This window comes from Cytobacillus firmus (genome assembly GCF_023657595.1).
GTDB classification, from domain to species: domain Bacteria; phylum Bacillota; class Bacilli; order Bacillales; family Cytobacillaceae; genus Cytobacillus; species Cytobacillus firmus_B.
Map to the genome: position 1 here is coordinate 4,346,129 of NZ_CP098323.1, position 26,983 is coordinate 4,373,111.

Here is a 26,983-nt window from a genome sequence, read left to right on the forward strand (position 1 = left end):
CACTATTTTAGTTTTTTACTGTCTCTAAACTTGCAAGCAGGTCTTTTAGCTTTTGATCTTCCTCCGGTGATAGACCTAAACGAGGGTACCGCGCTGGCCCGCCAGCCTGGCCAGTCAATTCCATGGCTCTCTTCACAATTTGCACATACTTTCCAGATCCTTCAAGGAACGCGCATAGTGGTAAAATACGATCATTGATGGACCAAGCTTCTTCAAACTCACCTTTTTGGAAATGGTTATACATATCTGTAACCAGCTTTGGCACGATATTTCCTGCAACAGAAATCCAGCCAGTTGCTCCAACTAAGTAAGACTCCATTACAAGCTCTTCAGCACCGCAGAATACCTCAAAATCTCCTTTTCCTTTTCTTGCAAGATCTCTTACCTTGCTGATTTCACCGCTTGATTCTTTAATGTGAGTCACATTTTCGCAATCCTTGCCAATCTGAAGCATTAAATCTGCGCTCATATTTACACCAGAAGTAAATGGGTTGTTATAAAGCATGATCGGAAGATTGACACTGCTGGATACCTCTTTGAAATGATGGTAAATTTCATTTTCCTTTGGCTTCATGTAAAAAGGGTTAATGATTAGAGCAGCATCCGCTCCATGTACTTCAGCTTGCTTTGTATACTCAATTGTTTCCCTTGTTGTTTCCGCAGCAGTACCCACAATAACAGGGATACGGCCGCCTGCTTCCTTCATAACCGTTTCTACCATCTGGTATTTTTCTTCTCTTGACAGACTGACAAATTCACCAGTACTCCCATTGATGACGATACCTGCCACACCTTGATCGACAAAGTAATTGACATTATTCTTTACTCCGCCCCAATCAATTTCCTGCTCCTGTGTCATTGGTGTAATTAATACTGGATAAGCTCCTCTAATTGCAGTCATTTTAATTTTCCTCCCTATTTTTAATAGTTTCTTATTTTAATAAAAACCCTGCGAATAATGGATCTGCCGGGTCTAATACATATGTCTGCATACCCGTAATAAATCCGCGTGCTGAAAAACTAAACTCGTAACCTGCTTCAAATTGGGCTGAAAGCTCGGCTGTCAATTTGCCATTGAAAATGCTTTCATTTTCAATTGGGCTATCAGGAGGTATATCCCCTTTTTCTATTAAATAGCTGCAACAGGCAGCTAAAGTTCCAAATCCTGGAGAACGCACAATATAACAATCCGGACGGAAGGTTACCGTTTTGATTTTGCCTTCATTTTTTTGCGAATGATCCATCAAGATCACTCTGCTGAAGGCATGTTTGCCTTCTAAGGCTTCAATCGCCTTCTGCCCCCATTGATTTATGACTGGAAGGTCCTCCATCTCAATCTCAAAAGGCAGCTCTGCTTTATCAAAAATCGCATAAAGATGATCGGCTTGGACTAGAGATACTTCTGTCTTTAAATCTAAATAAGACACTGGCACATTGGTTTGCACAACCTGGCATGGCTCGTTTTTTAATTTAACTAATTTCACTTCATCATCTTTCATCGTTGCAGCGACACCAATAACACCGCTGATTGTTTCAAGTATGTATTCACCTGAAGACTTGGCCTTTAGCTGGCCACACTCTAATAATGCGGTTATGACAGCTGCGATTCCGCCATATTGCAGCGGAACGGTTCCGTTATGGTCGAAAAAAATAACAGCGGCATCGGCTTCGCTTTTAAAAGGCGGAACGACCAGACAACCCATTAGTCCAGCAAATCCGCGGGGCTCATTTAAAAGAAAATTAATTTCCTCCTCATAGGCAAGCGAAAATTGCTCATTCAGCTCCCGTATACTTGTATAATGAATAAGTGGGCCATCCTTAATAATTCGATATGCCTCACCTGCTACGTGTACATCAGTTGCTGTGTAAGACTTTTGAATTTTCATTTCACATCCTCCATTTCATGTTCCATTGGGGGAATAAGTAAAAAGCCCTCTTTAAGCGGGTCTTCCTCGTTATAAAAGAACCGGTGCATTCCCATTAGCCAGGCTGAACCTGTGATTCTTGTAATAACAGCCTCTACACCCTGAACATCTGCTATTTCAAGTATTTCTCCGCGGAATAAAGAGCCAACTATACTCTCATGTACAAATTCTTCTTTGATCCCTATCTCCTTTTTGGAATAGAGGACAGATAATTTAGCCGAAGTGCCTGTACCGCATGGGGAACGATCGATCCCGCCTGGAGGCACAACAACCGTATTTTTCACATCTGCTTCTTCATGGGCTGGCTCAGTGAAAAACTCAATATGGGTCAGGCTTCGAATAAATGGATATTGCGGATGAACGACATCCATTTTTGCGTTAATTGTATTTCTAATTTTGATAGCCTTTTCAATGATTTTTGACGCATTCTCCGGTGTTAGTTCTAATCCAACAGATTGGGCATCAATGATTCCATAGAAGTTGCCTCCATAAGCAATATCTGCCTCAACAATTCCAATCCCCTCAACATCGACAGAGACACTCTTTAGCAGGAAGGCCGGAACATTGCAGAAGGAAACCTCTTTTGCTTTTCCGTTCTCTACCTTAATCTCTGCCTTAACAAGGCCGGCTGGTGTATCAATTTTTATCGAAGTAACCGGTTCTTGAACAGGTATTAACCCCGCTTCAACTAATGCTGTACAAACACCGATTGTGTCATGTCCGCACATTGGCAAATATCCGCCGGTTTCGATATATATAACACCGATATCTGCTTCCGGATGACATGGATCTGTCAAAAGTACTCCTGACATGACGTCATGTCCTCTTGGTTCATTCATCAGGAGCTTGCGGATCCAGTCATATTCCTTTTGCATATGAAGCATTTTTTCGGACATTGTCGCTCCTTTTAGCTCTGGGAGCCCACTAATCAATGTCCTTGTCGGGTTTCCGCCCGTGTGCGTATCAATGGTCGTAAAAACTCGATTTGCTTTCATCAGGTACTCACCCTTTCCTTAAATCGAGAAAATCTCAGCGGTTCAATTGGGATGCAAGTTTCCTTTTCATTAAGCATTTCCTCTATTACTTTTCCAGTAACAGCGGCAAGGCTAATTCCGTCTCCCTCATGACCGGCTGCAATATAATAGTTTGGAATTCCCTCTGCTTCTGACACAATTGGCAAGTGATCCTCCGTCCAGGGCCGCAAACCGGCATAGGAACGTATGACCATCATGTCAGCCATTTTCGGATAAAATCGAATGGCCCGATTGGCAATGCATTTAATAATTTCATTGTTGATCTTTGTATTAAACCCAGCAAATTCCCGGCTGCTTCCAATCAGGAAGTTTTGACTTTCAGTTGGTTCAAAAACAAGGGCTACTCCGTATTTTTCAGTAATCGGGTCAACCTGGCGCCTGCCGCCAAATTTTGATATTAAGTAGCCAAATTCCATCACTTTTCTCGGTCCTATAAATTCCTGGCGTGATGCGACAATGATGTGGCCTTTTCTTGGTTTAATTGGAATAGACAAGTCCAGCATCTCTCCGATATATGGAGCCCATACACCTGCAGCATTAATAACATAGTTCGCGGTGAAAGTGCCATTAGATGTTTCAACGGTAAATGTACCGTCCGGCTCCCTTCTCATTCCAGTAACCTCAGTTTGTTTATGGGCCTTAGCTCCCATCTCCTTTGCCCCCTCAAGAAGGTTAAAGGCAAGAAGGTATGGATTAACGGTTGAATCTGTTGCACATTCTAAGCCGCCTAATAAATCATCAGCAAAATACTTTGAATCCTGGCGAATGTCCTGTCTGTCCAGCATCCTGAACGGCAAGCCGGCCTCCTTTTGCCGGTCAACCCACTTTTGTGCGGCTTCCATTTCTTCTTCTGTCTCACAGACAAGGATGCTTCCAGGCGCACGATATTCAAAAGGCTGCTTTAATTCTCTGCTTAATTCATCTACTAACTTCTGACTGACAAGTGACATTTGACTATCAAAGCCAGGATCTTTATCGATAGCTAAAATATTCCCGTCACAGCGGGATGACGTGCCACTGACAAATTCACCTTTTTCAATAACGGTTACATTTCTTCCTGATTTAGAAGTATAATAGGCAATTGCACAGCCTATGATTCCCCCGCCTATAACCAGAACGTCACAATGATTTCTCACAAAACCAACTTCCCTTCGTCTTGTTACATCAATTTTTAATGCAAATAACATGCCAACTTTCAAAACCTTCTGAAGAAATAAGAACCTTTTAATAATTCTCCTTATAGCCCAAACAGAGATTTTTTTGTTTTGTTCTTAATTGTCAAAAAATTTGATAAAATAGTGTATAAAATATTAAACAGTGTATAAAAAAATTTACATGCCAGGAGGCTGTCATGTTTGAATTACCTTCAGTCAAAGAAATAATTGAAAAGAATTTAATCTGTCTTAACACAAATAATGAAAATGCCTTAGTCAGTGTTTATTTAGATGATACGTTTTCTTCATTAGCTGATGCCTGCAGGCGTCATGCAGCCGTTGCCGTTGTAAATTCAAGCGGTCAGGCACTAGGCTGCATCACAAATGAACAAATCATTGATTTTTTGCATGATTCCTACAACCAATTAAAGGCTTTCTATGAAGCTGTCATCCATACATCGGACGCTTCAGTCACAGTGATTGATGCTGATGAACGTGTCCGCACATGGACAGAGGGAGCCGAAAAAATCTTCTCTGTAAAAAAAGATGAGATAGTGGGGAAACCAATAATAGAATTCTTTGAACATAAGAATCTGCAAATCCTGGAATCCTTGTACAAAGGAAAAAGAATCAGGGGAAAGCATCACCAGCCAAGATCTGATCTTTTTGTTCTAATAAATTCAAACCCCGTTCACTTTAATGGACGAATTATCGGGGCGGTTGTATCGGAAACTGATGTGACAAGCCAAGTGGTTCTTAATGAGAAATTATTTAATATGTCGACTGAGGTTCACCGTTTAGAACAGGAGATGGCGAAATACAGGCCTTCCGATCCCTTTAGATACATTAAAGGGAAAAGCTCGGTGATGGAAAAGACTGTAGAAATGGCGAAAAAGGTGTGCTCTGTCCGGTCAACTGTATTGATTTTAGGAGAAAGCGGAGTCGGAAAGGAGGTCTTTGCCAAATCCATTCATGAGGCAACTGAAGGACCTGAAGCACCATTTATATCAATTAATTGCGGTGCTATTCCAGCTTCATTATTTGAAAGCGAGTTATTTGGCTATGAACGCGGGGCCTTTTCGGGTGCAGATCATAGAGGAAAAAAAGGAAAAATTGAGCTTGCCAGAGGGGGAACTCTTTTCCTGGATGAAATTGGCGAAATGCCTTTGGAAATGCAGGTCAAGATGCTTCGTGTGCTTCAAGAAAGAAAATATTACAAGGTTGGCGGTGAAAAAGAGATTGAAGCAAATTTCCGGGTAATTGCTGCAACCAATAGGGATTTAAAAGAATTAATAAACGAAGGCCTATTTCGGGAGGATTTATATTATCGGCTAAATGTGGTCAGTTTAAAAATCCCTCCATTAAAAGAACGCTGTGAGGATATCGTTGAACTCATTCATTACTTTTTAAATGATTTTTCACTGCGCTATCAGCGGCCGATCCATCATTTTTCCCAGGAAGTTATGCAGGAAATGCTTCAATATGATTGGCCAGGCAATGTTCGGGAACTGCGTAATGTGGTTGAACGTCTGGTTGTCTTTGCAACAGATGGAGTCATTCGAAAAGAATATTTGCCATTCCACTCAGCAATGAGCTATCCAGATGCATCTGATATGGATCTTCAGGAAAACAGCATAGAAATAAAAACGGGCATTGTGCCGCTTCAGGAAGAAATGGATCGGCATGAAAAGCAAGTGCTCGAAAAAGCATTGGCATTAACCGGCGGCAACAAATTAGAATGCTCGAAAAAACTGGGAATCACCCGAGCGACTCTCTACAATCGTCTCAAACGTCTTGGATTAAGCTGATTTAATATCCAGACTTCAAAGTTGGTACGATTTTTGCATTGTATTTTTGCATATACCTGAAGAGGAGGATTTCCAAATGAGTAACAAAGAGGCACTTGTGATCTGCCGCTGTGAAGAGGTTACCTATGGGCAGGTTTTCGCAACTGCAAAAGAACATCAGTGTACATCCAGGGAATTGAAGCTTAGAACAAGAGCTGGAATGGGATTTTGTGGAGGACGCACTTGCAGGGTCATGGTCGATCGGATTATTGAAAGTATCGTCCCTAATACAGGCGAAGGTGAAATTCCCTTAAAATATCAGCCTCCAATTCGCCCTGTAACTTTTGGAACGGCAGGTGATAATAATGGCTAGAATTATAGATCATCCGGTTTTAGGCAAATTAGATGATAGAAAAAAGATTCCATTCACCTTTGATGGAACAGAATATGAAGCATATGAAACTGAAACAATCGCTGCAGCTCTGCTGGCAAACGGTGTGAGAACACTGCGAGTTCATGAGGAGAGCGGAACACCAAGAGGGTTTTATTGCAATATCGGCCACTGTATGGAATGCCGTGTATATGTTAATGGACAGGCCAATATAAGAGCCTGTTTAACGGCTGTGAAGGAAAATATGGCTGTTGAAAGAGGAAAACATCATCCTAATATAGTTAAAAGGATGGTGGAGAACCAATGATAGATGTAATCGTAATTGGAGCTGGGCCAGCAGGTTTAGCTGGTGCCATAGCCTGTGCTGAGTATGGCTTAAAAGTAACCGTCATTGATGAATTTGTCAGGCCAGGCGGCAGATTAATCGGCCAATTGCACCAGGAACCGTCAGGAGAATGGTGGAATGGAATAAAAGAATCAACTCGTCTGCACAACGAAGCACAGAAACTATCAGTAGATATCCGCTGCGGCGTTTCTGTATATAACCTTGAAAAAGATAAGGATTGCTGGAATGTTCATACTCATACAGGAACACTGATAGCTCCTTATGTGCTGGTGGCAACTGGTGCTGCTGAGTTCCCAATTCCTGTGCCAGGCTGGACTCTTCCAGGTGTTATGTCCATCGGAGCTGCACAGGTCATGACGAATGTTCATCGGGTCGAGGTTGGCAAAAAAGGCATCATCATTGGTGCAAACATTCTGGCATTTGCCATTTTAAACGAGCTCCAATTAGCCGGGATCAATGTAGAACATATTGTGCTGCCAGAAAAGAGTCCGCTTAGCCAAAATGCCGGAATACCAGAGGAAGTCTTGAAGTCACTCCTAAATGCAGCACATCTTGCCCCGTCACCAATCTTGCGTTTCGGCAGCCGCTTTATGAAAAATAGAGGATTCCGCAAATTAGGAATGAAATTTTACCCTAAAAGCGGCGTTAAGGTGAATGGAACACCATTGCAGCTTAGAAAAGCAGCACTTGAAATTATTGGAAAGGATCATGTGGAAGGCGTCCTCACTGCGGATATTGATGCGAATGGAAACGTGATCAAAGGTACGGAAAAAATATACGAAGCAGATTTCGTTTGTATTGCAGGCGGCTTGTATCCGTTAGCAGAGCTTACAGCAGTTGCCGGCTGCCCATTCCAATACGTACCAGAACTTGGGGGACATGTTCCGCTTCATTCTGAAAAAATGGAAACTCCAATCGAAGGATTATTTGTTGCCGGGAATATCACTGGGATTGAAAGCGGAAAAATCGCCATGGCCCAGGGAACAACAGCAGGGATTTCGATTGCTAAATATGCTGGAAAAGGCAGCACTGACATCACCAAGAAGCTTGAACAGGCACTGAGAAACGTTCATACAGTCCGTCAAAACGCTGCCATCCAATTCAACCCTGAAATTGCAAACGGCCGGAGGAAAATCTATGAACTTTGGGACGATCTTTATGGGAAAGAACAGGATTCTTTACAGGAGATAGGATGAAATGATAATCATCCCAAAGCAAATTTCCGCAAAAAACCGCCCTCCCTATTCGGAGGCCGGTTCTTTCTTTTCATGCCGTTTATTAAGCACTTTCAAGACTTCGCTAAAAGGCAGTTCCTGCTCCCGCAGCAGCACCATCAAATGATAAATCAGGTCGGCCGCTTCCCATTTCAGTTCGTCCTTATCACGATTTTTCGCAGCGATGATGACTTCTGCGGATTCTTCGCCGACCTTCTTCAGGATTTTATCCACGCCTTTTTCAAAAAGATAGGTCGTGTAGGCTCCTTCTGGGCGTGTCTTTTCGCGTTCTTCAATGACTTTTTCAAGTGTATTAAGGATTTCGTAGTCAGATAAACCGCCTGACTCTTCCCCGTATACTCTTTCCTCAAAGCAGCTGACTGTTCCCTTGTGGCAGGCAGGTCCCGCTGGTTCAGCCAAGACCACAATGGCATCCTGGTCACAATCAAGCTTCATTTCTACAATTTTCTGCGTGTTTCCGCTTGTTGCCCCTTTGTGCCAGAGCTCATTGCGGGAACGGCTGAAAAACCAGGTCTCCCCTGTTTCCGCAGATTTTAAAAGGGATTCCCGATTCATATAAGCTAATGTTAATACCTCTTTTGTGTTCGCATCTTGCACAACGGCAGGGATCAGTCCCTTTTCGTCAAACTTTACACCATCGATATTCATCGGACTACCACCCCTTTTTCCTTAATAAAAGCTTTCACTTCTGCCACAGATGTTTCTTTATAGTGAAAAATAGATGCTGCCAAAGCGGCATCCGCTTTCCCATCAATAAATGCTTCTGCAAAGTGCTCGGCGTTTCCTGCCCCGCCAGAAGCAATAACCGGAATCGAAACGGCCTCGCTGACTGCTTTTGTCAGCTTAATATCGAATCCCTTTTTCTCTCCGTCCGAGTCCATGCTTGTCAGTAAAATTTCTCCGGCGCCGCGCTCTGCCGCTTCACGGGCCCAGGCGATAACCTCCAGATCAGTCGGTGTGCGTCCGCCATGTGTGTACACCCGCCAGGAACCGAGCTGTTCATCGTATTTAGCATCAATCGCCACAACGATGCACTGTGATCCGAAGAAATTTGCCCCTTCTGTAATTAAATCAGGGTTGTTTACGGCAGCTGTATTAAGAGAAACCTTATCAGCCCCCGCCCGCAAAATTCGCTTCATATCTTCAAGAGCGTTTATCCCTCCGCCGACTGTAAAGGGAATGGCCAGCTCCGACGCAACAGCCTTCACAACTTCAACCATTGTTTTCCGGCCTTCATGAGAAGCGGAGATATCAAGGAAAACCAGCTCGTCAGCTCCCTGCCCATCATAAAATCGGGCAAGCTCAACCGGATCACCGGCATCACGCAGCTGCACAAATTGCACCCCTTTTACCACACGGCCGTCCTTTACATCCAGACAGGGAACAATGCGTTTCGTCAGCATTATGCCTTCACCTCTTTCAAAGCTTCCGCAACGGTAAACCGGCCTTCATATATTGCCTTTCCGACGATGGCCCCGGCAACACCTTCAGATGTGTATTCCTGAAGTTCCGCCAAATCAGCCAGCTGGCTGACCCCTCCGGATGCAATTACACTTTTGCCAGTTTCCCGCGCAAGCAGGCGAACAGCTTCAACGTTAGGACCAGAAAGCATTCCATCTGTTGCGATATCTGTAAATATAAATGTTTCCGCACCGGCGTCGGCAAATCGCTTACCCAGGTCAACTGCCTTGACTTCAGATGTCTCCAGCCAGCCGTGAGTGGCCACATAGCCATTTTTCGCATCAAGTCCTACCGCTATGGCTTTGCCATATTTGCGGATCATGTCAATAGCAAACTCAGGATTGGAGACGGCGATGCTTCCAATAATTACGCGTCTTACACCATTATCAAGGTAATGAAGGATGTCTTCTTCTGTACGGATTCCCCCGCCGATCTGGACAGAGGCCCCAAGTTCGCGGGCAGCCTGGATGACATACTGATCATTAACCCGCTTCCCATCCTTTGCCCCGTCAAGATCGACCATATGAATCCAGTCTGCTCCTTCATCAGCAAACTTTTTGGCCATATCAAACGGAGAGTCTCCATACACCGTTTCCTTATCATAATCCCCCTGCAGGAGCCGGACGCACTTGCCGCCTCTCATATCGATTGCCGGATAGATGGTAAAACTCATTTCACAGACATCCTTTCTTCAACCAGCTCGGTAAAATTGCGTAAAAGCGCCATGCCGAGCGAACTGCTTTTTTCAGGGTGGAACTGCATGCCGAACACATTGCCTCTGCCGACCACTGCCGGCACTTCTACATCATACAAACTCCTGCTGATAACTACTTTTTTATCATCTGTATCTACAAAATAAGAGTGGACGAAATAGACATAATCTTCATCAAGCCCTTTTAAAATCGGCGAACCCTGCAGGAATTCAAGACGGTTCCAGCCCATATGCGGAACTTTGTACGTTTCACCTTCTGCTGTTGAACCGGAAAACCGCCTCACATGGCCAGGCAGAAGCTCCAATCCTTCTGTCAGTCCATTTTCTTCACTGCTTTCAAATAAAAGCTGCATGCCAAGGCAAATGCCAAGGAGCGGCTTGCCTGTATCAGCAAACTCCTTAACCAGATCTGCCAGGCCAGTAGAATTTAAGATACTCATTGCATCCTTGAAGGAGCCGACACCCGGCAAAATCAGGGCATCCGCTCTCAGAAGCTCGTCTTTATTTTCAGAAAGGAAATAAGCAACCTCCAGCCGTTCAAGCGCTTTGCTGACACTGAACAAATTCCCCATCCCGTAATCGATGATGCCGATCATTTACAACAGCCCTTTCGTTGAGGGAACTCCCTTAATCCGCGGATCGATCGTCGTTGCTTCATCCAGCGCACGAGCTAGCGCCTTGAAAATCGCCTCAATGATGTGGTGTGTATTCTGTCCATAGTGAACGATGACATGCAGGTTCATTCTCGCTTCAAGCGCGAGTTTCCAGAGAAATTCATGCACTAGCTCTGTATCAAATGTCCCCACCTTTTGGCTTGGGAACTCGGCACGCATCTCAAGGTGAGGGCGGTTACTGAGGTCAACTACCACTTGAGCCAGTGCTTCGTCCATTGGAACAAAAGCATTCCCATAGCGCTTGATGCCTTTTTTATCTCCTAAAGCATCCTTCAGCACCTGGCCTAAGCAGATGCCAATGTCCTCTGTTGTGTGGTGATCATCCACATCGGTGTCGCCATTTGCAACGATATTCAAGTCAAATTGTCCGTGCTTGGCAAACAGGTCCAGCATATGTGTCATAAAAGGCACGCCTGTTTCCAGATCGCTTTTGCCTTCTCCGTCTATATTTAAGGATAGAGTGATATTCGTTTCATTGGTTCTACGTGAAATTTCAGCAGTTCTGGCCATGATTATTCCTCCAGCTTATTTTCTTAGTCTTGTTTCAATGGATCTGGCATGGGCTTCAAGGCCTTCCAGACGCGCAAAGGCCGCAATTTTCTCGGCGTTATCTTTTAATGCTTTTTCGCTGTATAAAAGAATGCTTGATTTCTTTTGAAAATCCTCCACATTAAGCGGGCTTGAAAAACGGGCTGTCCCGTTTGTCGGCAGGACGTGGTTTGGACCGGCAAAATAATCGCCAACCGGTTCAGGGCTGAATCTTCCGAGGAAGATCGCTCCTGCGTGACGAATCCGTCCAAGAAGCTCCATCGGATTTTCTGTTAAAATCTCCAGATGTTCAGGAGCCAGGCTGTTCACTGTTTCAACAGCTTCATCCATGCTTTCCGTCACATAAATAGCTCCGTAATTCCTGATGGACCCAGCGGCAATTTCCTGGCGGGGCAGCTCGGCAAGCTGGCGTTCCACTTCTGCTGACACCGCTTCTGCCAAAGCAGAAGATGGTGTCACGAGCACAGCGCACGCCATAGGATCATGCTCAGCCTGTGATAGCAGATCGGCCGCCGCCTCATCTGGCTGTGCCGTTTCATCTGCAAGAATCGCAATTTCACTCGGACCTGCGATCATATCTATATCAACATCCCCAAAAACTTCGCGTTTTGCGAGGGCAACGTAGATGTTCCCCGGACCTGTGATCTTGTCGACAGGCCGGATCGATTCGGTTCCATATGCCAATGCAGCAATCGCCTGGGCTCCGCCGACTTTATAGATTTCTTCCGCACCGGCGATGTGTGCTGCTGCCAGAACAGCCGGAGGCAGCTTTCCAGTCTTTTTATCAGGAGGAGAAGTAATCACGATTCTCTTGACCCCCGCAACCTTTGCCGGAATCACATTCATGAGTACGGATGACGGGTATGCCGCCGTTCCGCCCGGGACATACAGGCCAACTGAATCAAGCGGTGTAATCTTTTGGCCAAGGACTGTGCCGTTCTCTTCTGTTGTCATCCAGGAAGGACGAAGCTGTTTTTCATGAAAAGACCGGATATTTTCGGCAGCTTCTTTAATGATCTCAAGGATTTTCCCATCCACTTGACTCAACGCTTCTCCTATTTCAGCCTGTGGTACCTTTAATTCATCCAGAGAGATGCCATCAAATTTTTCTGTGTACTCTTTTAAAGCTTGATCGCCGTTTTGGCGGACTGTTTCAATTATATTTTTTACAATCGCCCGCTGTTCTTCTGTTCCGTTATCAACAGACCGTTTAATTGAAATCTGGTCATCAATTTTTAAAATTTTCATAGGGGTTCTACATCCTTTTAAGAGCTTATTTCTTCTCCTGAAATAACTTCTGTCAGCCGGCCAACCAGCTCGCTGATTCGTTCATCCTTAATGCGGTAGCTGACTGGATTGACGATCAATCTTGAGGTGATTCCGACAATGGTTTCGTATTCAACGAGCCCGTTTTCTTTCAGTGTCCGGCCGGTTGATACAATATCCACGATCCGGTCCGCCAGCCCGATCATCGGGGCCAGTTCTATGGAGCCGTTCAATTTAATGATCTCCACCTGCTCCCCCTGTTCACGGAAATACGCTGCCGCAATCTGCGGATACTTTGTAGCAATTTTAGGAGCCACATCATTCAGCCTGGTGTTTGGCAGTCCCGCAACAGCGAGATAACAGGCACTGATTTTCAAATCAAGAAGCTCGTAGACATCCCGCTCTTCTTCAAGCATTACGTCCTTTCCGGCAATCCCAAGGTCTGCTACACCATGCTCCACATACGTTGGCACATCCATCGGCTTTGCCAGGATAAAGCGGAAATTCTCTTCCGGCACATCGATTATCAATTTACGTGAATCATCAAATTCCGGCGGCAATTGAAAGCCTGCACGGCGGAGCAATTCAGCTGCTTCTTCAAAAATGCGGCCCTTTGGCATCGCAATCGTTAAAACATCACTCATTTTATGCTCTCCTTTCCAGCTTTTCCGACTAAAAAGGTAATGTCCTCGTACTGGCTGGTGCAGGCATCTATGTCCTTAACACCGCTAATATCCTGCAGGACCACTTTCTTTCCGGCAGAACGTTCTTCCTTCGCAAAATCGAATGCCTCTTTGCGGCGTTCCGGACTGTATAAAATGCAGTAAACAGGTTCAGCCTCATTGCTGTCTTCCAGCGCTTCAAGCAGACGGTCCAATCTAATGGCAAAGCCGGTTGCTCCCGTATCTTTTCCGAACTTTTGAAGCAGCAGATCGTAGCGGCCGCCATTTCCGATCGGGAAACCAACATTACCTGCATATACTTCAAAAAGAATGCCCGTATAGTAGCTCATATGGCTGACAAGCGTTAAATCAAATTTAACTGTGCCTTCCTGGCCGTAGTCCCGCATAATGCTCCAAAGCTGTTCAAGCTCAGCTAATGCCTTTTTTCCTGTGCCGTTTTCCAGAAGGCCATAGGCAATCTCAATGACTTCTTCACCGCCCCTTAATTTAAGGAAATCAAGAAGCCTTTGTTTATCAATGGACGAAAGTGCCAGATTCTTTACATGTTCCCTGTATCCTACATAATTTTTCTCATATAAAAATCTTGTCAGGTTCTCCACTCGTTCTTCCGTTCCTAAAATCTGCTGGAAGAAGTCACGGACAAAGCCGATGTGGCCTGCTGAAAGCTGAAAGTTCCGAAGCCCTGCTTCTTTTAGAGCAGAGATCATGAGCGCCATTCCTTCGCCATCCGCACTGATCGTATGATCCCCAATGCATTCAACACCGATTTGCTCAAACTCAGCCGGCCTGCCTCCCTCCCGCTGCTGTGCGCGGTATACATTGGCGGAATACGCAAGTCTGATCGGCAGCTCGTCTTTTAAGAGACGGGATGCTGCAACCCTTGCAATCGGCGCTGTCATATCCGGCCGGAGCACCAGGGTATGGCCCTGCTGATCAAGCAGCTTGAACAGCTGCTGATCCAATATCGCTGAAGCCGCCCCTACTGTTTCGTAGTATTCGAGTGCAGGCGTTTCGATAAACTGATAGCCCCAGCGTTTCATTTCCTCCTGGATGGATGTACGGACTGCAGCTTTTCTTTCGTATAGATCAGGTAATGTATCTCTCATGCCTAACGGCTTTTCAAACATAAATAATCGGCTCAAACCATTCACCTCTATGACTTAAAAATTCCGAATCCTTTAGTTCGCTAATATGGTAGTAGATTGAAGTTATATGTAGTTTAACGCGCATTCACCACGCCGTCAACCAATAGAGACTGAAAAATAAAGTGAAACTTCAATCAGTGGGGGTTTTTCTTATCCCCCACTGATTGTTAGTCGCGTTCTAGTGTCGCTAAGATCTCCGCTAGCGCTTCGATCAATCGACACTACGAACCCGATTGGTTCAACTAAGCCTCTGCCTGCGCGTCGGCAAGTTTCACTGTATCTCACCAATCGGGCCTTTACATTATAAAGCGAGGCGACTTGCCTTGGGGTGACAAGCATAAGACGAGCAGATGGTGGGGAGTGCTTTTCTTCCCATCAGCTGATTGGCTTATGACCTCGAGCCCCTAGGAGCCGCAGCTAGATTGGGCAGTTTGACACCCACTTATCCTCCTTTGATTCCTCTGAGTCTTGAAGTAGGGGTCTAACTGCCCGTTAGACTGCGATAAAAAAGACTCCTTTTTTTAAAAAGGAGCTTACTTATATAGTTTGTTCTTTTTTCTATAGGTTATTTGAAGTTATTGATTATAAAAACTCCGCCAGCCTAAGCAAGCGGAGTTTTATTATTATCTGCACCATATATCGGATCGTCCGCCCAGCGAGCGGCAAGCTCTTCCTTTGTATAGATGACACGCATAGGGTTGCCGCCGACAAAGGCTCCGGCCGGGACATCTTTATGGACAAGCGTTCCGGCTGAAACAATGGCTCCATCACCAATTGTGACACCCGGCAGTATAGTTGAGTTAGCGCCAATCATGACTTCACTGCCAATATCAACCTGGCCAAGGCGGTATTCCTTAATCAGATATTCATGAGCGAGGATTGTCGTGTTGTAGCCAATGACCGTGTTGCGGCCGACACTTATTTTTTCCGGGAACATGACATCCAGCATCACCATTAGTGCAAATGATGTCTGGTCCCCCACCTTCATTCTCAGAAAATTACGGTAGAGCCAATTTTTCATTCCCAGAAATGGCGTATAGCGCGCAAGCTGAATCACAATAAAGTTTTTGACAACCTTCAGGAACGGAACCGTTTTATACACATGCCAGAGAGAATTGCCTCCCTCTACCGGAAAACGCTCCGTTTTTCTCATTGATTTTCTGCCTCAAGGATATCGAGCAGGTCAGCCATATTGTCCAGCATATAATCCGGTTCAAAGCGCGCGAGGAATTCGCGGCCTTTCGCTGTCCAGGCAACACCAGCCGTTTTCGTGCCGGCGTTTTTTCCGCCATCGATATCGTGTGAATTATCGCCGACCATAATGGCTTCCTCCGGCTTCGCATCCAGCAGGCTCAACGCCTTCAAGATTGGCTCCGGATCCGGCTTTGGCTTATCCACATGATCAAGCGTGACAACCACATCGAAAAACTGATCAAGATTAGTCAGCTTTAAGCCCTTTTCAACTACATTGGAAACTTTCGTCGTAACAATGCCCAGTTTATATCCTGATTCTTTTAAAGTCCGAACCGTTTCAAACACGCCGGCAAATTCCTTCACCAGGACGTCGTGGTTCTTAATATTGTACTCCCGGTAAACCGAGATCATCTCCTCCACTTTTTCCGGGTTGATGGACTCAAATGTTTCATGCAGGGTTGGCCCCATGAACGGAAGAACATCTTCCCGCTGATAGCGGTCAGGATAATATTTTCCGAGCGTATGCAAAAACGAGGAAATAATCAATTCATTTGTGTCAATTAATGTTCCATCTAAATCAAATAATAGTGTGTTAATGCTCATATGTTGCTTCCTTTCTTTTTGCCAGATCAGCACGGTTCCAAATCATCGCCACCACCAGTGTCAGAATGACTGCCACACCCAGGCGGATCAGCAGCAGCGGCAAGACCGGAATGCCAAGCGGCACGAAAATCAGTGTATCTTCAACGACTGCGTGGCAGGCTACAAGGAAAATAAATGCGATCGTTACATCTTTTTTGCTGACGCCATCTTCCTCTACAGCCTGGATCATGACACCCGCCCCATAAGCTAGGCCAATCAGCAATCCGGCTGCAAGGGTTGTAGACGTATTTTCTTTCATTCCAAGTGCCCTGGTCACAGGCGCCATCCATCTTGAAAAGACAGCAAGCCATTGCATATCTTTTAAAATCTGAATAATGATCATCAGCGGAATGACGATGATGGCAAGCTGGAGAATGCCGAGCAAAGCCGTCTGAAGTGCATCCAGCACGATTGGCAATGCCCCGGATACCTGCTCTTCTTTTGCCGGAATAAATCCGTACTTAGCCGTTTCGGATCCGCCCTGCCAAACAAGGTTGATAACAATGGCACTCAACAGCGCCAATCCGAAACGCACGGTAAGAACGACCCATAGCTTAACGCCAACCTTCAAAGCGACTCCCGTTTCAATCAGCATATTATGTGAAAACGACAGCATGACGGCAATAATAAACACTTCTTTAACCGTTAAATCGAGCGTAAGGATAGCTCCAATTCCGGCATACAAGTTCAAGAAGTTCCCCAAAACAAGCGGTATGGCTGCATCTCCTGACAGCCCGATCAGATTCATAAGGGGTGTGATCAGCTTGATAACCCATGGAAGCACCGGCGTATGCTGCAGCAGTGCCACAATCAGCGTGACCGGGAATATGACTTTCCCGAGTGTCCATGTTGTCTTTAAGCCGGCCATCAGCCCCTTTTTGGATGATTCAACCAGCATCTCTAATACTCTCCCCTGTGTGTGTTATTTCCCCTCGGCTTTATCCAAATAACGAGCTTTAGCAAGACCTTCTGCTCTTCTATAAAAAATCAGAACCAGCGCCACAATAATAAGAACGATAGATATTGTCTGAGCAATTCTTAAATTCTCAGTGAGCATCAGGCTGTCGGTACGGAGGCCTTCTACGAAGAAACGTCCGATCGAGTACCAGATAACATACGAGAGGAAAAGCTCTCCGCGCCTTAAGTTTGCTCTTCTTAATAATATAAGGATGATAAATCCAATGATATTCCAGATGGATTCATATAAAAACGTCGGATGATAATAAGCTCCGTTAATATACATCTGGTTAATGATAAATTCAGGCAGATGCATGTTCTCCAGAAACGCCCGGCTGACTTCCCTCCCGTGCGCCTCCTGATTCATGAAGTTGCCCCAGCGGCCGATTGCCTGACCCAAAATGATGCTTGGCGCTGCAATATCAGCAAGCTTCCAGAATGAGATATGCTTTTTCTTTGCGAAAACATAAGCGGTGATGACAGAACCAATTAAAGCTCCATGAATGGCAATTCCGCCATTCCATATTTTGATGATTTCACCCGGGTTCTGCGAGTAAAAATCCCATTGAAATATAACATAATAGATCCTTGCGGAAATAATCGCAATGGGAATAGCCCACAGCATTAAATCGGCAAAGATGTCCTTAGGGAGTCCCCTTCTTTCCCCTTCCCTCATCGCGATAATGAGAGCCAGTGCAATGCCGAGGCCGATAATCAGACCATACCAGTGGACCTGAATCGGCCCAAGGGAAATGGCAATCGGATCTAACGGCTGAATATTGTTTTCCATGATCACTTCTCCTTTCGAAAAGCGCAGCGGCGCTCTTTTATCTATTCTTTTTTAAAGCCTGATGAGGATTAACAGCTTTCAATCAAACGTTTGATTGAAAAATGGCTGACCTGTTATCACAGATTAACGATCATCATGGTCTCCGTCTTCAATCACATCTGAGAGGCGGTTCGTGAACTGTTCGGCTGCATTCATTCCCATTCTCTTTAAGCGGAAGTTCATGGCAGCCACCTCAATGATGACAGCGAGATTTCGTCCGGGTCTAACCGGAATGGTCAGTTTCGTAATCTCCGTATCGATGATTTTCATTTTTTCTTCATCAAGGCCGAGACGATCGTACTGTTTTTTCGGGTCCCACAGCTCCAAATTCATAACCACAGAGATTTTCTTATAGCTGCGGACAGCTCCAGCACCGAACAGTGTCATAACATTGATAATGCCGAGACCGCGGATTTCAAGCAGATGTTCAATCAATTCCGGTGAATTTCCCACCAGGTAATCTTCATCTTCCTGCCTGATCTCCACACAGTCATCCGCAACAAGGCGGTGTCCGCGTTTTACTAATTCGAGTGCCGTCTCGCTTTTACCTACTCCGCTCTTACCTGTTATCAGCACCCCTACCCCATAAATATCAACAAGGACGCCGTGAACAGCTGTCGTTGGAGCAAGCTTGCTTTCCAGAAAATTTGTCAGCAAACTGGAAAAACGGGTCGTTTTTTGCTTGGAGCGAAGCAGCGGAACCGATTCTCTCTCGGCTGCTTCAATCAGTTCTTCAGGGATATCAAGTCCTCTCGTCACGATTATGCCGGGCGTAATATCTGTACAGAGGCGTTCAAGCCGGATTTCCCGCTCAGAATTTGTTAACTTTTCAACGAAAGACAGTTCCGTTTTTCCGATCAATTGAACGCGTTCAGCCGGATAATAATCAAAATAACCTGCCATCTCCAAGCCCGGACGTGAAATATCACTCGTTGTAATCGGCCGGTTTATGCCTTCCTCTCCGGCAATCAATTCAAGCCCAAATTTTTCTATGATATCTTTCGTGCGCACTTTTACCAAAATAAGTTCCTCCTTTAATGCTGGCACTGCCGGATGATCTCTTTATATGTAACTCTTTAATTCTTTAAGTTCATGAAGTTTCACTCTATTTTAGCACTTTTTAACGCAGAACCAAATTTCTGAAATCGAATTTTTTAAAATTAACTCTAGGCCCATATGCTTAATCCTGTTTAAAAAGGACAATTTTCAGGATTGTTATGCGTATAAATATGATGACATGCCCATATAAAAATATATAAATGGTATAGACAACTATACTGAACCTTGGTAAGATGGGGATGTAAGCGAATTCATTTATTTTTTTAGCTCTTATTACGTTTATTCATTTTAAAAAAAGAGGGGGAAAAGCTCATGCGTAAAGAAGAACGTTTGGCGAAAGAGATTACGGAGCAGTTGGGCGGCACAGGCAATATTGCGGAACTGGCCTCCTGCATGACCCGTCTTCGCGTGAAGCCAGTCGATGAAAGCAAAGTCAATCTGAATGGCATCAAGGATATTGACGGCGTTATGGGTGTTGTGGAAGCAGAAACACTCCAAATCATACTGGGACCAGGAATCGTCACCAAAGTAGCTGACGAAGTTTCCAGAATGACAGGCAAAAATGTTTCTTCCGTTGATGATGAAGAAGAGATTGACACTTCATTGGAGGGTCTGGCAGCCCGGACGAAAGCCGGACTCAATGAGAAAAACGCTACACCTTTCAAACTGTTTTTACGAAAAATTGCAAGTATCTTCATCCCGCTGATCCCGGCTATCGTTGCTTCCGGTTTGATAGCAGGGATCAATAATGTAATTATCAAATCAGGCGGAGATCCGGAATCTACTCTTGTGCAAATGCTTGATCTGATTGGCTGGGGTTTATTCGGTTACCTGGGGGTATTTGTTGGTATTAACACAGCAAAGGAGTTTGGAGGATCTCCTGCTCTGGGCGGTGCGGCCGGTATTCTATTAATTAATCCAGGCCTTGCCAATATCACTTTGTTCGGTGAAGCGCTGGTGCCGGGCCGCGGAGGACTTATCGGAGTCATGCTCGCTGCTGCATTGGTGGCCTTTTTGGAAAAAAGAATCCGCAGAGTCGTTCCTTCAGCTGTTGATATAATCGTAACACCGACACTTGCATTATTAATTACAGGCTTTGCAACCTTCTTCATCCTGCAGCCTGTTGGCGGATTCCTGTCAGATATCATTACTAAAGGCCTGCTTGGCATACTTGATGTCGGCGGCATTCTGGCTGGATTAGTACTTGCCGGAACATTCCTTCCTTTAGTTGTAACTGGTTTGCATCAAGGTTTAACACCAGTTCACATGGAATTGATTAACTCAATCGGCGATGACCCGCTGCTGCCGATTCTTGCAATGGGCGGTGCAGGCCAGGTAGGTGCGGCATTCGCCATTTATTTCAAGACAAAAAATGCCCGTCTGAAGAGAGTCATTAAAGGCGGACTTCCGGTTGGAATGCTTGGAATCGGCGAACCGCTTATTTTCGGGGTTACCTTGCCGCTGGGACGCCCATTCCTGACAGCATGTCTTGGAGCTGCTGTCGGCGGTGCTTTCCAGGCGTTCTTCAAAATTGCTACAGTAGCCATCGGGGTTTCCGGCATACCGCTTGCCTTCCTCGTTCACACCAATCAAATCATACTGTATCTGATTGGCCTATTAATTGCCTATGCTTTTGGCTTCCTGTTCACATGGCTGTTCGGATTCAAAGAGGAAATGGCTAAAAATATATAAAAGCGGAAGCGCCTTGTCCACCCCGACACCTCGAGGGGCTAGGCGCTCCTCCTAAAAGCTAACGCTTTTAGTCGTGGATGATAATGCTGTCGAAGCGTTCCTTGTGGAGCTAGACAGTTATCCATACTCAAGATTTTATATTTTCTAATTTAGGAGAAGGAGGAGCCATTCCTCCTTCTTTACTTATGAGTCCCCGTTTTTACAAAATTCAGATTTAAAGAGGTGACCAGGATGCTTGGAATATCAGTTTACTTATCAGAAGAGCGTCAGTATCAAAATGCGGAATGGATAGAAAGGGCGGCTTCTCACGGCCTCACTTCCATTTTCACATCCCTCCATATTCCCGAAGATGACCACAGCACTTATAAACATTTACTTCAGAATCTTGGGGCTTTGGCAAAGCAGCATCATATGGAACTCCTCGCAGATGTTTCTCCCCAATCATTGGACCATTTAGGATTGGACTGGGATTCGATTGATACACTTCTCGAATGGGGCCTTACCGGAATCCGGGCTGATTATGGCTTCACTTCTGAACAGATTGTTGAACTCTCAAAAAAAATGAAACTTGGTATCAATGCCAGTACGATCTCTGCTGAAGAATTGCATGAGTGGATGGAACTGGGATTAAAAACCAATAATATAGAAGCCTGGCATAACTTTTACCCGCGGCCGGAAACCGGTTTGAATAAAGACTTTTTAATAGAGCGAAATAAGCTCCTAAAAGGCATGGGGATAACTACCATGGCATTTTTACCTGGAGACGGGGAGTTTCGCGGGCCCCTTTTTGCCGGTTTGCCTACTCTTGAAAAACACCGGGGCTCGTCACCTGCTGCTGCTGCGGCTGAACTGCTGAACAGCTGCTGGACAGACAAGGTATTGATTGGTGATCATTCTGTAAAAGATAGGACTCTTGCACAGCTGGCGAAAATTGCGGAAGGTGCCGTGCCTCTCCGGATCGAGCTGATCGGCGAACAAATCTATGAGGATCTTCTTAACAAACCTCATACAAATCGGATGGATCCTGCCCGGGATGTTGTCAGGTCGGTTGAATCAAGATCCTATGCCGGGCAGGGATCAAATAAATGGGAACCTGTAAACCAGCTGGAACGTAAAAAAGGCAGTGTCACAGTTGATAATATTCTATACGGCCGCTACGCAGGAGAGATGCAAATTACACTGGCAGATCTCCCTCATGATGAACGCGTGAATGTAATCGCCAGAGTAATAGAAGAAGATATGCCCCTGCTGAATCAGATTAAGACAGGAACTAAATTTCAATTAATAGTGAGGGATAAATAATGAATATTACAAAGCTGAATACAGAGCAGCGAAACCCAAAAACAATGGAAATCGATTTAATGACAACAGAAGAAATTATTACAATCATAAATCAGGAGGATACAATTGTTCCTAATGCCATCGCAAGAGAAATCCCTCACATTGTAAAAGTGGTGGATGAAATTACGGAGAGCTTTAAAAAAGGAGGCCGCTTGATTTACGTTGGAGCCGGCACCTCAGGACGTCTTGGCATTATCGATGCTTCAGAATGTCCGCCGACATATGGAACAGACCCTGAAATGGTTGTCGGCATTATCGCCGGGGGCAAGGAAGCCATGACCGAGGCGGTTGAAGGTGCTGAGGATGACAGTGAACAGGGACGCCAGGATGTCGCCAATATTCAATTATCGGACAAGGATGTGCTTGTCGGCATTGCGGCGAGCGGCCGTACGCCATACACGATCGGAGCTCTTCAATACGGAAACGAAGTCGGTGCTGTTACTGTTTCAGTTGCCTGCACCAAAGATTCCGAAATGGGGAAAATCTCTAAATATACGATTGCACCTATCACAGGTCCGGAAGTGGTTACAGGCTCTACAAGAATGAAAGCAGGCACTGCACAAAAGCTCATCCTGAACATGCTAACGACAGCATCCATGATCAAGCTGGGAAAAGTGTACGGCAATTTAATGGTAGATGTGCAGATGACAAATGAGAAGCTGTTTAAGCGTGCTGAGAATATCGTTAAAATGGCTACAGGTGCATCTGATGAAGAAGCCCGGGCTGCACTTAAAGAACAGAACTATCATACGAAGGCCGCCATTCTTCAGATTTTAACAGGATTAAAAGGTGAAGCAGCCGCCGAGCTTCTGAAAAAGCATAATGGCTACTTACGAGAAGCAGCTGCGGATACAAATTAATCATTTTTTGGTATGTATTTCTCCTAAATCTCAAATAAATAGGATAGGAAGCGTCCGATCGCCTTCTATCCTATTTTTAGTTGTATAGACCAAGAAGTGTTAGAAAGTTAAATCCTTGAACTGGTATAGACATCTCAGCGCAAACCTTTTATAATAAAAGTATCATTCAAACGGAGATGAACTGAAATGAGCCGTATATTACTGAAAAATGCCAGAATCCTTCTGGAAAACAGCACGATTGATAAAGGTTTTATTTTAATAGAAAATGAGCATATCCTGAAGACTGGAACCTTGGAGGAGCTTCCTGCCATCGGCCAGGATACTGAAATTATAGAACTTTCCCCTGAGCACACAATCAGTCCGGGGTTTATTGATGTCCACATACATGGCGCTGGCGGTGCCGATACGATGGATGCTACATTTGAAGCGCTGAACACAGTGGCCGGCGTTTTGCCTGAAGAAGGGACTACAAGCTTCCTGGCCACAACCATCACACAGGAAAAAGAGAAAATAGAAGCTGCACTGATCAATGCGGCTCACTTTCAAAAAGAACAAAATACTCCAGGCAAGGCGGAAGTAATCGGAATTCACCTGGAGGGACCGTTTATTAACGAAGCAAGAGGAGGAGCCCAGCCGAAGGATCATATCCTTGAGCCTGATATTGAACTCTTTAAGCGCTGGCAGGAAGCAGCAGACGGGACGATCAAACTGATCACACTGGCACCAGAAAAAGCAAATGGCTATGAATTTATCCGCTATTTAAGTGAAAATGGCGTTGTCCCTTCAATCGGCCATAGTGATGCCATTTTTACCGAAATGGAAAAAGCTGTTCAGGCTGGAGCTAAACAGGTGACCCACCTGTTTAACGGAATGAGAGGCATGCATCACCGTGAACCTGGTGTTGCCGGCGCTGCGCTTTTATTTAAGGAATTGATCGTTGAAATGATCGCAGACGGCATCCATGTCCGGCCAGAGATGATCAAGCTTGCACTAAACGCCAAAGGCGCTGATGGTATGATCCTGATAACCGATTCGATGAGAGCCAAATGCCTGAAAAATGGCCATTATGATCTTGGAGGACAGGATGTAAAGGTCGAAAATGGCCAGGCACTGCTTGCTGACGGCACATTGGCTGGAAGCATCTTAAAAATGAAAGACTCCATAAAAAATATGATTGACTTTACAGATATACAGCTGCATGAAGCTGTCCGGCTTGCGAGCAGCAACCCGGCCAGACAGCTCAATATTTTCGACCGGAAAGGCAGCATTTCAGAAGGCAAGGATGCGGACCTGGTTGTACTCGATGAGAACCTTGAAGTTGCCATGACCTTCTGCCGAGGCGTCAAAGCCTTCGAACGTGAGGTGAAAGGGAATTGAAAATCATTCGAACAGCCGATTATCACGATATGAGCCGAAAAGCTGCCAGGCTGGTGATTGATAAAGTCCGCCGGCAGCCTGATATGACATTAGGGCTTGCAACCGGCAGTACACCAAAAGGAGTTTATGCCGAACTGATTAAAGATCATCAGGAAAATGGCACTTCTTATGCAAAAGCCACGACGATTAATTTGGACGAATATATCGGCCTGCCCCCAACTGATCCTAATAGCTACAGGCATTTCATGAATAGCGAACTATTTGATCATCTGGACATCCAGCTCGAAAACACGCATCTTCCCAATGGAGCCGCAGAAGATATGTCCAGGGAATGCGAACGGTATGAACAGCTGATCAAGGATCTGGTGGACATTGATCTGCAGGTGCTGGGAATCGGACGCAACGGACATATCGGATTCAATGAACCGGGCACTGCCTTTAACAGCCGTACGCATGTCGTGGACCTTGCGGAAAGCACGCGTAAGGCTAACGCAAGATTTTTCAGTTCTATAGAAGACGTTCCAGCCCAAGCCATTACAATGGGAATCGCTTCGATTCTTGATAGCCGGGAAATCATCCTGCTCGCATCAGGTTCAGCCAAGGCAGAAGCCATCAGACAATTGGTTAACGGAGAGCCTGATGAACAGTTTCCCGCGTCAGCCTTGAAGCATCATCCGAATGTAACCATCATCGCTGATGAAGAAGCACTTAGCCTCGTCAGTCAGGATTGATGATCAGTACTAATAGTGATAGGAGAATTTCCATGATCGATAAGCAATCACCCATCCCGATATATCACCAATTGGAAGAGTATATTAAACAATTAATAGAAAACGGCAAGTTAAAGCCTGATGAAGCCATTCCTTCTGAGCGCGAGTATTCGGAGCAATATCAGATTAGCCGAATGACAGTCAGACAGGCATTAAATAACCTTGTCAACGATGGCTATTTATACAGGCAAAAAGGGCGCGGAACTTTTGTCAACAAGCAGAAGGTCGAACAAAAGCTTCAGGGATTAACCAGCTTTACGGAAGATATGAAAGAGCGCGGCATGGTGCCGAGCAGCCGCCTAATATCATTTGAAATCATTCCGGCCGAGCCTCAGCTGGCGAGAAAGCTTGATATAAAAGAAAACACACCGGTATATGAAATCAAACGGGTGCGGATGGCTGATAGCCTGCCAATGGCGCTGGAAACCACCTACTTGCCTGCCAATCTCGTTAAAGGGCTTACGGAAGAAATCATCAACAAGTCACTTTATCAGCATATCGAAGAAAAATTATCCCTTACCATCAGGGAAGCCACCCAGCAGATTGAAGCCTCAATCGCTAAGGAAACGGAGGTAAACCACCTGCAGGTAGACCCTGGATCACCTGTACTCCTTATCGCCCGCACTTCCTTTTTAGAGGACGGCACACCTTTTGAGCTTGTAAAATCAGCATACCGTGCAGACCGCTACAAATTTGTTCATACGATGCAGCGCGCTCCAAAATAGGAGAAAGCCCTTAGGGTTTTCTCCTAATTTTCATTTTGCCATGTCCTTTTGGAAGGTTTGTCCATATTATATAGATGAAGATATTTTTATCAGAAAGGAGCGATCAGATGAAGATCATATTGGATGCCGGACATGGATATAGCACCCCAGGCAAACGTGGCCCTGATGGAATGAGAGAATATGAATTCAACCGTGCAGTCGCCAGCCTTGCAAAGGAAATGCTGGGAAAGTATCAGAATACAGAGGTTTTCTTTGCCCACTCCGATGAACGGGACGTGCCGCTTGCCGAAAGAACCTCCCTGGCAAATACTCAAAACGCTGACTGCTATGTGTCCATCCATGCCAATGCGTACGGAACAGGCGAATGGAACAGCGCAGGCGGAATTGAAACATATGTCTACCCTTCCAAGCCTAGAGAAGCATTGGCATTAGCCCAAAAGATCCAGCGAAACTTAATCAGTTCTACAGGCTTGCGGGACCGGGGAGTTAAAACAGCTGATTTCCATGTGCTGCGTGAGACAAAGATGACTGCAGTTCTTGTGGAATGCGGGTTTATGACCAATAAAGAGGAAGCCTCCCTTCTCCGGACCCCCATTTACCGAAAACGCTGTGCACAGGCTATTGCAAAAGCAATTGCCGAACAATACGGCTTAAGAAAGCATGATAGAATCAAACAATACAAAGTTCAAGTTGCCTTTTCCGAAAAGCAGCTCGCCGAGAAGCTTGCTGGAAATCTGCAGAAGGATGGCTTTAATCCGACGATCATTGAATAGGAAAAAGCCAGCATAATGGATGCTGGCTTTTTAACGCATTTATTTTTCCCTCGCCGGTTCCAGGATTGCTTTTTGAATGATCAGGTTAACGATAGACATAATCACCGATACCAGAATCGCTGTGCCAAACCCGGCAATTTCAAAAGAATCACCCATAAACCCATCCGTTATCATAAGCGTTACAGCATTGATGACGAACAGGAACAAACCGAGCGTTAAAACAGTTACGGGAAGAGTTAAAATAATCAGGATTGGCTTCACAAGAATGTTCAGGATAGAAAGCATGAAGCTGGCTCCAACGGCAGCCCCAAATCCCGACAAGTAAAACGAATCCTTAAAAAAACCTGCGATCGCTACAAACAGGACCGCATTTATCAAGATTCCCAGGATCCATCTCATGAC

General features: G+C 45.3%; 28 protein-coding genes and 2 pseudogenes. 12 read left to right on the top strand and 18 right to left on the bottom strand.

The window, feature by feature from the left end; all coding sequences use genetic code 11:
• Positions 1–7 precede the first annotated feature (7 nt).
• Genes dapA through NAF01_RS21990 form a run of 4 tightly spaced genes read right to left on the bottom strand, consistent with a single transcriptional unit; the run spans position 8 to position 4,146 of the window.
• Positions 8–901 carry a 4-hydroxy-tetrahydrodipicolinate synthase gene (gene dapA, locus NAF01_RS21975; RefSeq protein WP_048008407.1) on the bottom strand — a complete coding sequence of 298 codons (894 nt, stop codon included), beginning with the start codon at positions 899–901 and terminating at the stop codon, positions 8–10.
• Positions 902–932: 31 nt separating this feature from the next.
• On the bottom strand, positions 933–1,886 hold the full coding sequence (locus NAF01_RS21980; protein ID WP_226618508.1) for a proline racemase family protein: 954 nt from the start codon (positions 1,884–1,886) through the stop codon (positions 933–935).
• The gene (locus tag NAF01_RS21985; RefSeq protein ID WP_226618509.1) at positions 1,883–2,920 is read right to left on the bottom strand and encodes a proline racemase family protein; all 1,038 of its coding nucleotides are present in this window, start codon (positions 2,918–2,920) and stop codon (positions 1,883–1,885) included. Before NAF01_RS21985 ends, NAF01_RS21980 begins: the two co-directional genes overlap by 4 nt.
• Complete coding sequence (locus NAF01_RS21990; RefSeq protein ID WP_226618802.1) at positions 2,920–4,146, bottom strand: NAD(P)/FAD-dependent oxidoreductase; 1,227 nt, start codon at positions 4,144–4,146, stop codon at positions 2,920–2,922. Before NAF01_RS21990 ends, NAF01_RS21985 begins: the two co-directional genes overlap by 1 nt.
• A gap of 251 nt (positions 4,147–4,397) precedes the next feature.
• On the opposite strand from NAF01_RS21990, the pseudogene NAF01_RS21995 reads away from it, so the two are divergent.
• From NAF01_RS21995 to NAF01_RS22010, 5 genes and pseudogenes are all read left to right on the top strand, one after another.
• Positions 4,398–5,697, top strand: a pseudogene (locus tag NAF01_RS21995) (sigma-54 interaction domain-containing protein); the annotation flags it as partial.
• Between the two features lie 68 nt (positions 5,698–5,765).
• Positions 5,766–5,921 (top strand): annotated as a pseudogene (locus NAF01_RS25120) (helix-turn-helix domain-containing protein); the annotation flags it as partial.
• A gap of 76 nt (positions 5,922–5,997) precedes the next feature.
• Positions 5,998–6,273 carry a (2Fe-2S)-binding protein gene (locus NAF01_RS22000; protein ID WP_048008402.1) on the top strand — a complete coding sequence of 92 codons (276 nt, stop codon included), beginning with the start codon at positions 5,998–6,000 and terminating at the stop codon, positions 6,271–6,273.
• The gene (locus NAF01_RS22005) at positions 6,266–6,598 is read left to right on the top strand and encodes a (2Fe-2S)-binding protein (protein WP_250801125.1); all 333 of its coding nucleotides are present in this window, start codon (positions 6,266–6,268) and stop codon (positions 6,596–6,598) included. Before NAF01_RS22000 ends, NAF01_RS22005 begins: the two co-directional genes overlap by 8 nt.
• Positions 6,595–7,833 carry an NAD(P)/FAD-dependent oxidoreductase gene (locus NAF01_RS22010; RefSeq protein ID WP_250801126.1) on the top strand — a complete coding sequence of 413 codons (1,239 nt, stop codon included), beginning with the start codon at positions 6,595–6,597 and terminating at the stop codon, positions 7,831–7,833. The genes NAF01_RS22005 and NAF01_RS22010 overlap by 4 nt, the downstream gene beginning before the upstream one ends.
• Positions 7,834–7,878: 45 nt before the next feature.
• Here the strand turns inward: NAF01_RS22010 and hisIE are convergent, their stop codons facing one another.
• The 13 genes from hisIE to hprK form a co-directional block, all read right to left on the bottom strand.
• The gene (gene hisIE / locus NAF01_RS22015) at positions 7,879–8,520 is read right to left on the bottom strand and encodes a bifunctional phosphoribosyl-AMP cyclohydrolase/phosphoribosyl-ATP diphosphatase HisIE (protein WP_197247047.1); all 642 of its coding nucleotides are present in this window, start codon (positions 8,518–8,520) and stop codon (positions 7,879–7,881) included.
• Entirely contained in the window at positions 8,517–9,275 is a 759-nt protein-coding gene (hisF, locus tag NAF01_RS22020; protein WP_250801128.1) for an imidazole glycerol phosphate synthase subunit HisF, read from the bottom strand. The genes hisIE and hisF overlap by 4 nt, the downstream gene beginning before the upstream one ends.
• Positions 9,275–10,006, bottom strand: coding sequence for a 1-(5-phosphoribosyl)-5-[(5-phosphoribosylamino)methylideneamino]imidazole-4-carboxamide isomerase (hisA, locus tag NAF01_RS22025; protein ID WP_197247049.1), 732 nt, complete (start codon positions 10,004–10,006; stop codon positions 9,275–9,277). Before hisA ends, hisF begins: the two co-directional genes overlap by 1 nt.
• The gene (hisH, locus tag NAF01_RS22030) at positions 10,003–10,641 is read right to left on the bottom strand and encodes an imidazole glycerol phosphate synthase subunit HisH (RefSeq protein WP_197247051.1); all 639 of its coding nucleotides are present in this window, start codon (positions 10,639–10,641) and stop codon (positions 10,003–10,005) included. Before hisH ends, hisA begins: the two co-directional genes overlap by 4 nt.
• The gene (gene hisB / locus NAF01_RS22035; RefSeq protein WP_197218395.1) at positions 10,642–11,229 is read right to left on the bottom strand and encodes an imidazoleglycerol-phosphate dehydratase HisB; all 588 of its coding nucleotides are present in this window, start codon (positions 11,227–11,229) and stop codon (positions 10,642–10,644) included.
• 15 nt (positions 11,230–11,244) lie between these two features.
• Positions 11,245–12,516 carry a histidinol dehydrogenase gene (gene hisD / locus NAF01_RS22040; protein ID WP_222498986.1) on the bottom strand — a complete coding sequence of 424 codons (1,272 nt, stop codon included), beginning with the start codon at positions 12,514–12,516 and terminating at the stop codon, positions 11,245–11,247.
• Positions 12,517–12,533: 17 nt separating this feature from the next.
• Complete coding sequence (hisG, locus tag NAF01_RS22045) at positions 12,534–13,178, bottom strand: ATP phosphoribosyltransferase (RefSeq protein ID WP_035329276.1); 645 nt, start codon at positions 13,176–13,178, stop codon at positions 12,534–12,536.
• Positions 13,175–14,359 carry an ATP phosphoribosyltransferase regulatory subunit gene (locus NAF01_RS22050; protein ID WP_250801129.1) on the bottom strand — a complete coding sequence of 395 codons (1,185 nt, stop codon included), beginning with the start codon at positions 14,357–14,359 and terminating at the stop codon, positions 13,175–13,177. Before NAF01_RS22050 ends, hisG begins: the two co-directional genes overlap by 4 nt.
• Before the next feature lie 604 nt (positions 14,360–14,963).
• Positions 14,964–15,515, bottom strand: coding sequence for an acyltransferase (locus NAF01_RS22055; protein WP_048009324.1), 552 nt, complete (start codon positions 15,513–15,515; stop codon positions 14,964–14,966).
• Positions 15,512–16,159, bottom strand: a complete 648-nt coding sequence (ppaX, locus tag NAF01_RS22060; protein WP_048009325.1) for a pyrophosphatase PpaX — start codon at positions 16,157–16,159, stop codon at positions 15,512–15,514. The genes NAF01_RS22055 and ppaX overlap by 4 nt, the downstream gene beginning before the upstream one ends.
• Positions 16,149–17,096, bottom strand: coding sequence for a nucleoside recognition domain-containing protein (locus NAF01_RS22065; RefSeq protein WP_197218376.1), 948 nt, complete (start codon positions 17,094–17,096; stop codon positions 16,149–16,151). The genes ppaX and NAF01_RS22065 overlap by 11 nt, the downstream gene beginning before the upstream one ends.
• Positions 17,097–17,120: 24 nt before the next feature.
• A complete protein-coding gene (gene lgt / locus NAF01_RS22070; protein ID WP_250801131.1) occupies positions 17,121–17,945 on the bottom strand; it encodes a prolipoprotein diacylglyceryl transferase in 825 nt (274 codons plus the stop codon).
• A gap of 123 nt (positions 17,946–18,068) precedes the next feature.
• Positions 18,069–19,004, bottom strand: a complete 936-nt coding sequence (hprK, locus tag NAF01_RS22075) for an HPr(Ser) kinase/phosphatase (protein ID WP_048009328.1) — start codon at positions 19,002–19,004, stop codon at positions 18,069–18,071.
• 351 nt (positions 19,005–19,355) lie between these two features.
• Between hprK and NAF01_RS22080 the strand changes: the two genes are divergently transcribed.
• The 7 genes from NAF01_RS22080 (at position 19,356) to NAF01_RS22110 (ending at position 26,581) form a co-directional block, all read left to right on the top strand.
• A complete protein-coding gene (locus NAF01_RS22080) occupies positions 19,356–20,735 on the top strand; it encodes a PTS transporter subunit EIIC (protein ID WP_163142224.1) in 1,380 nt (459 codons plus the stop codon).
• Positions 20,736–20,966: 231 nt separating this feature from the next.
• Positions 20,967–22,037 (top strand): DUF871 domain-containing protein, encoded by a 1,071-nt coding sequence (locus NAF01_RS22085; RefSeq protein WP_250801132.1) that lies wholly within the window; start codon positions 20,967–20,969, stop codon positions 22,035–22,037.
• On the top strand, positions 22,037–22,936 hold the full coding sequence (gene murQ / locus NAF01_RS22090; RefSeq protein WP_250801133.1) for an N-acetylmuramic acid 6-phosphate etherase: 900 nt from the start codon (positions 22,037–22,039) through the stop codon (positions 22,934–22,936). The genes NAF01_RS22085 and murQ overlap by 1 nt, the downstream gene beginning before the upstream one ends.
• 186 nt (positions 22,937–23,122) lie before the next feature.
• Positions 23,123–24,313 (top strand): N-acetylglucosamine-6-phosphate deacetylase, encoded by a 1,191-nt coding sequence (gene nagA, locus NAF01_RS22095; RefSeq protein ID WP_250801134.1) that lies wholly within the window; start codon positions 23,123–23,125, stop codon positions 24,311–24,313.
• A complete protein-coding gene (gene nagB / locus NAF01_RS22100) occupies positions 24,310–25,044 on the top strand; it encodes a glucosamine-6-phosphate deaminase (protein WP_226618518.1) in 735 nt (244 codons plus the stop codon). Before nagA ends, nagB begins: the two co-directional genes overlap by 4 nt.
• Before the next feature lie 32 nt (positions 25,045–25,076).
• Complete coding sequence (locus tag NAF01_RS22105) at positions 25,077–25,808, top strand: GntR family transcriptional regulator (protein WP_048009334.1); 732 nt, start codon at positions 25,077–25,079, stop codon at positions 25,806–25,808.
• A 107-nt stretch (positions 25,809–25,915) separates the two neighbouring features.
• Positions 25,916–26,581 carry an N-acetylmuramoyl-L-alanine amidase gene (locus NAF01_RS22110; protein WP_197247064.1) on the top strand — a complete coding sequence of 222 codons (666 nt, stop codon included), beginning with the start codon at positions 25,916–25,918 and terminating at the stop codon, positions 26,579–26,581.
• A 39-nt stretch (positions 26,582–26,620) separates the two neighbouring features.
• On the opposite strand, the gene NAF01_RS22115 is transcribed toward NAF01_RS22110, so the two are convergent.
• Positions 26,621–26,980: a phage holin family protein gene (locus NAF01_RS22115; RefSeq protein ID WP_048009336.1), complete on the bottom strand. Its 360-nt coding sequence runs from the start codon at positions 26,978–26,980 to the stop codon at positions 26,621–26,623.
• Positions 26,981–26,983 lie beyond the last annotated feature (3 nt).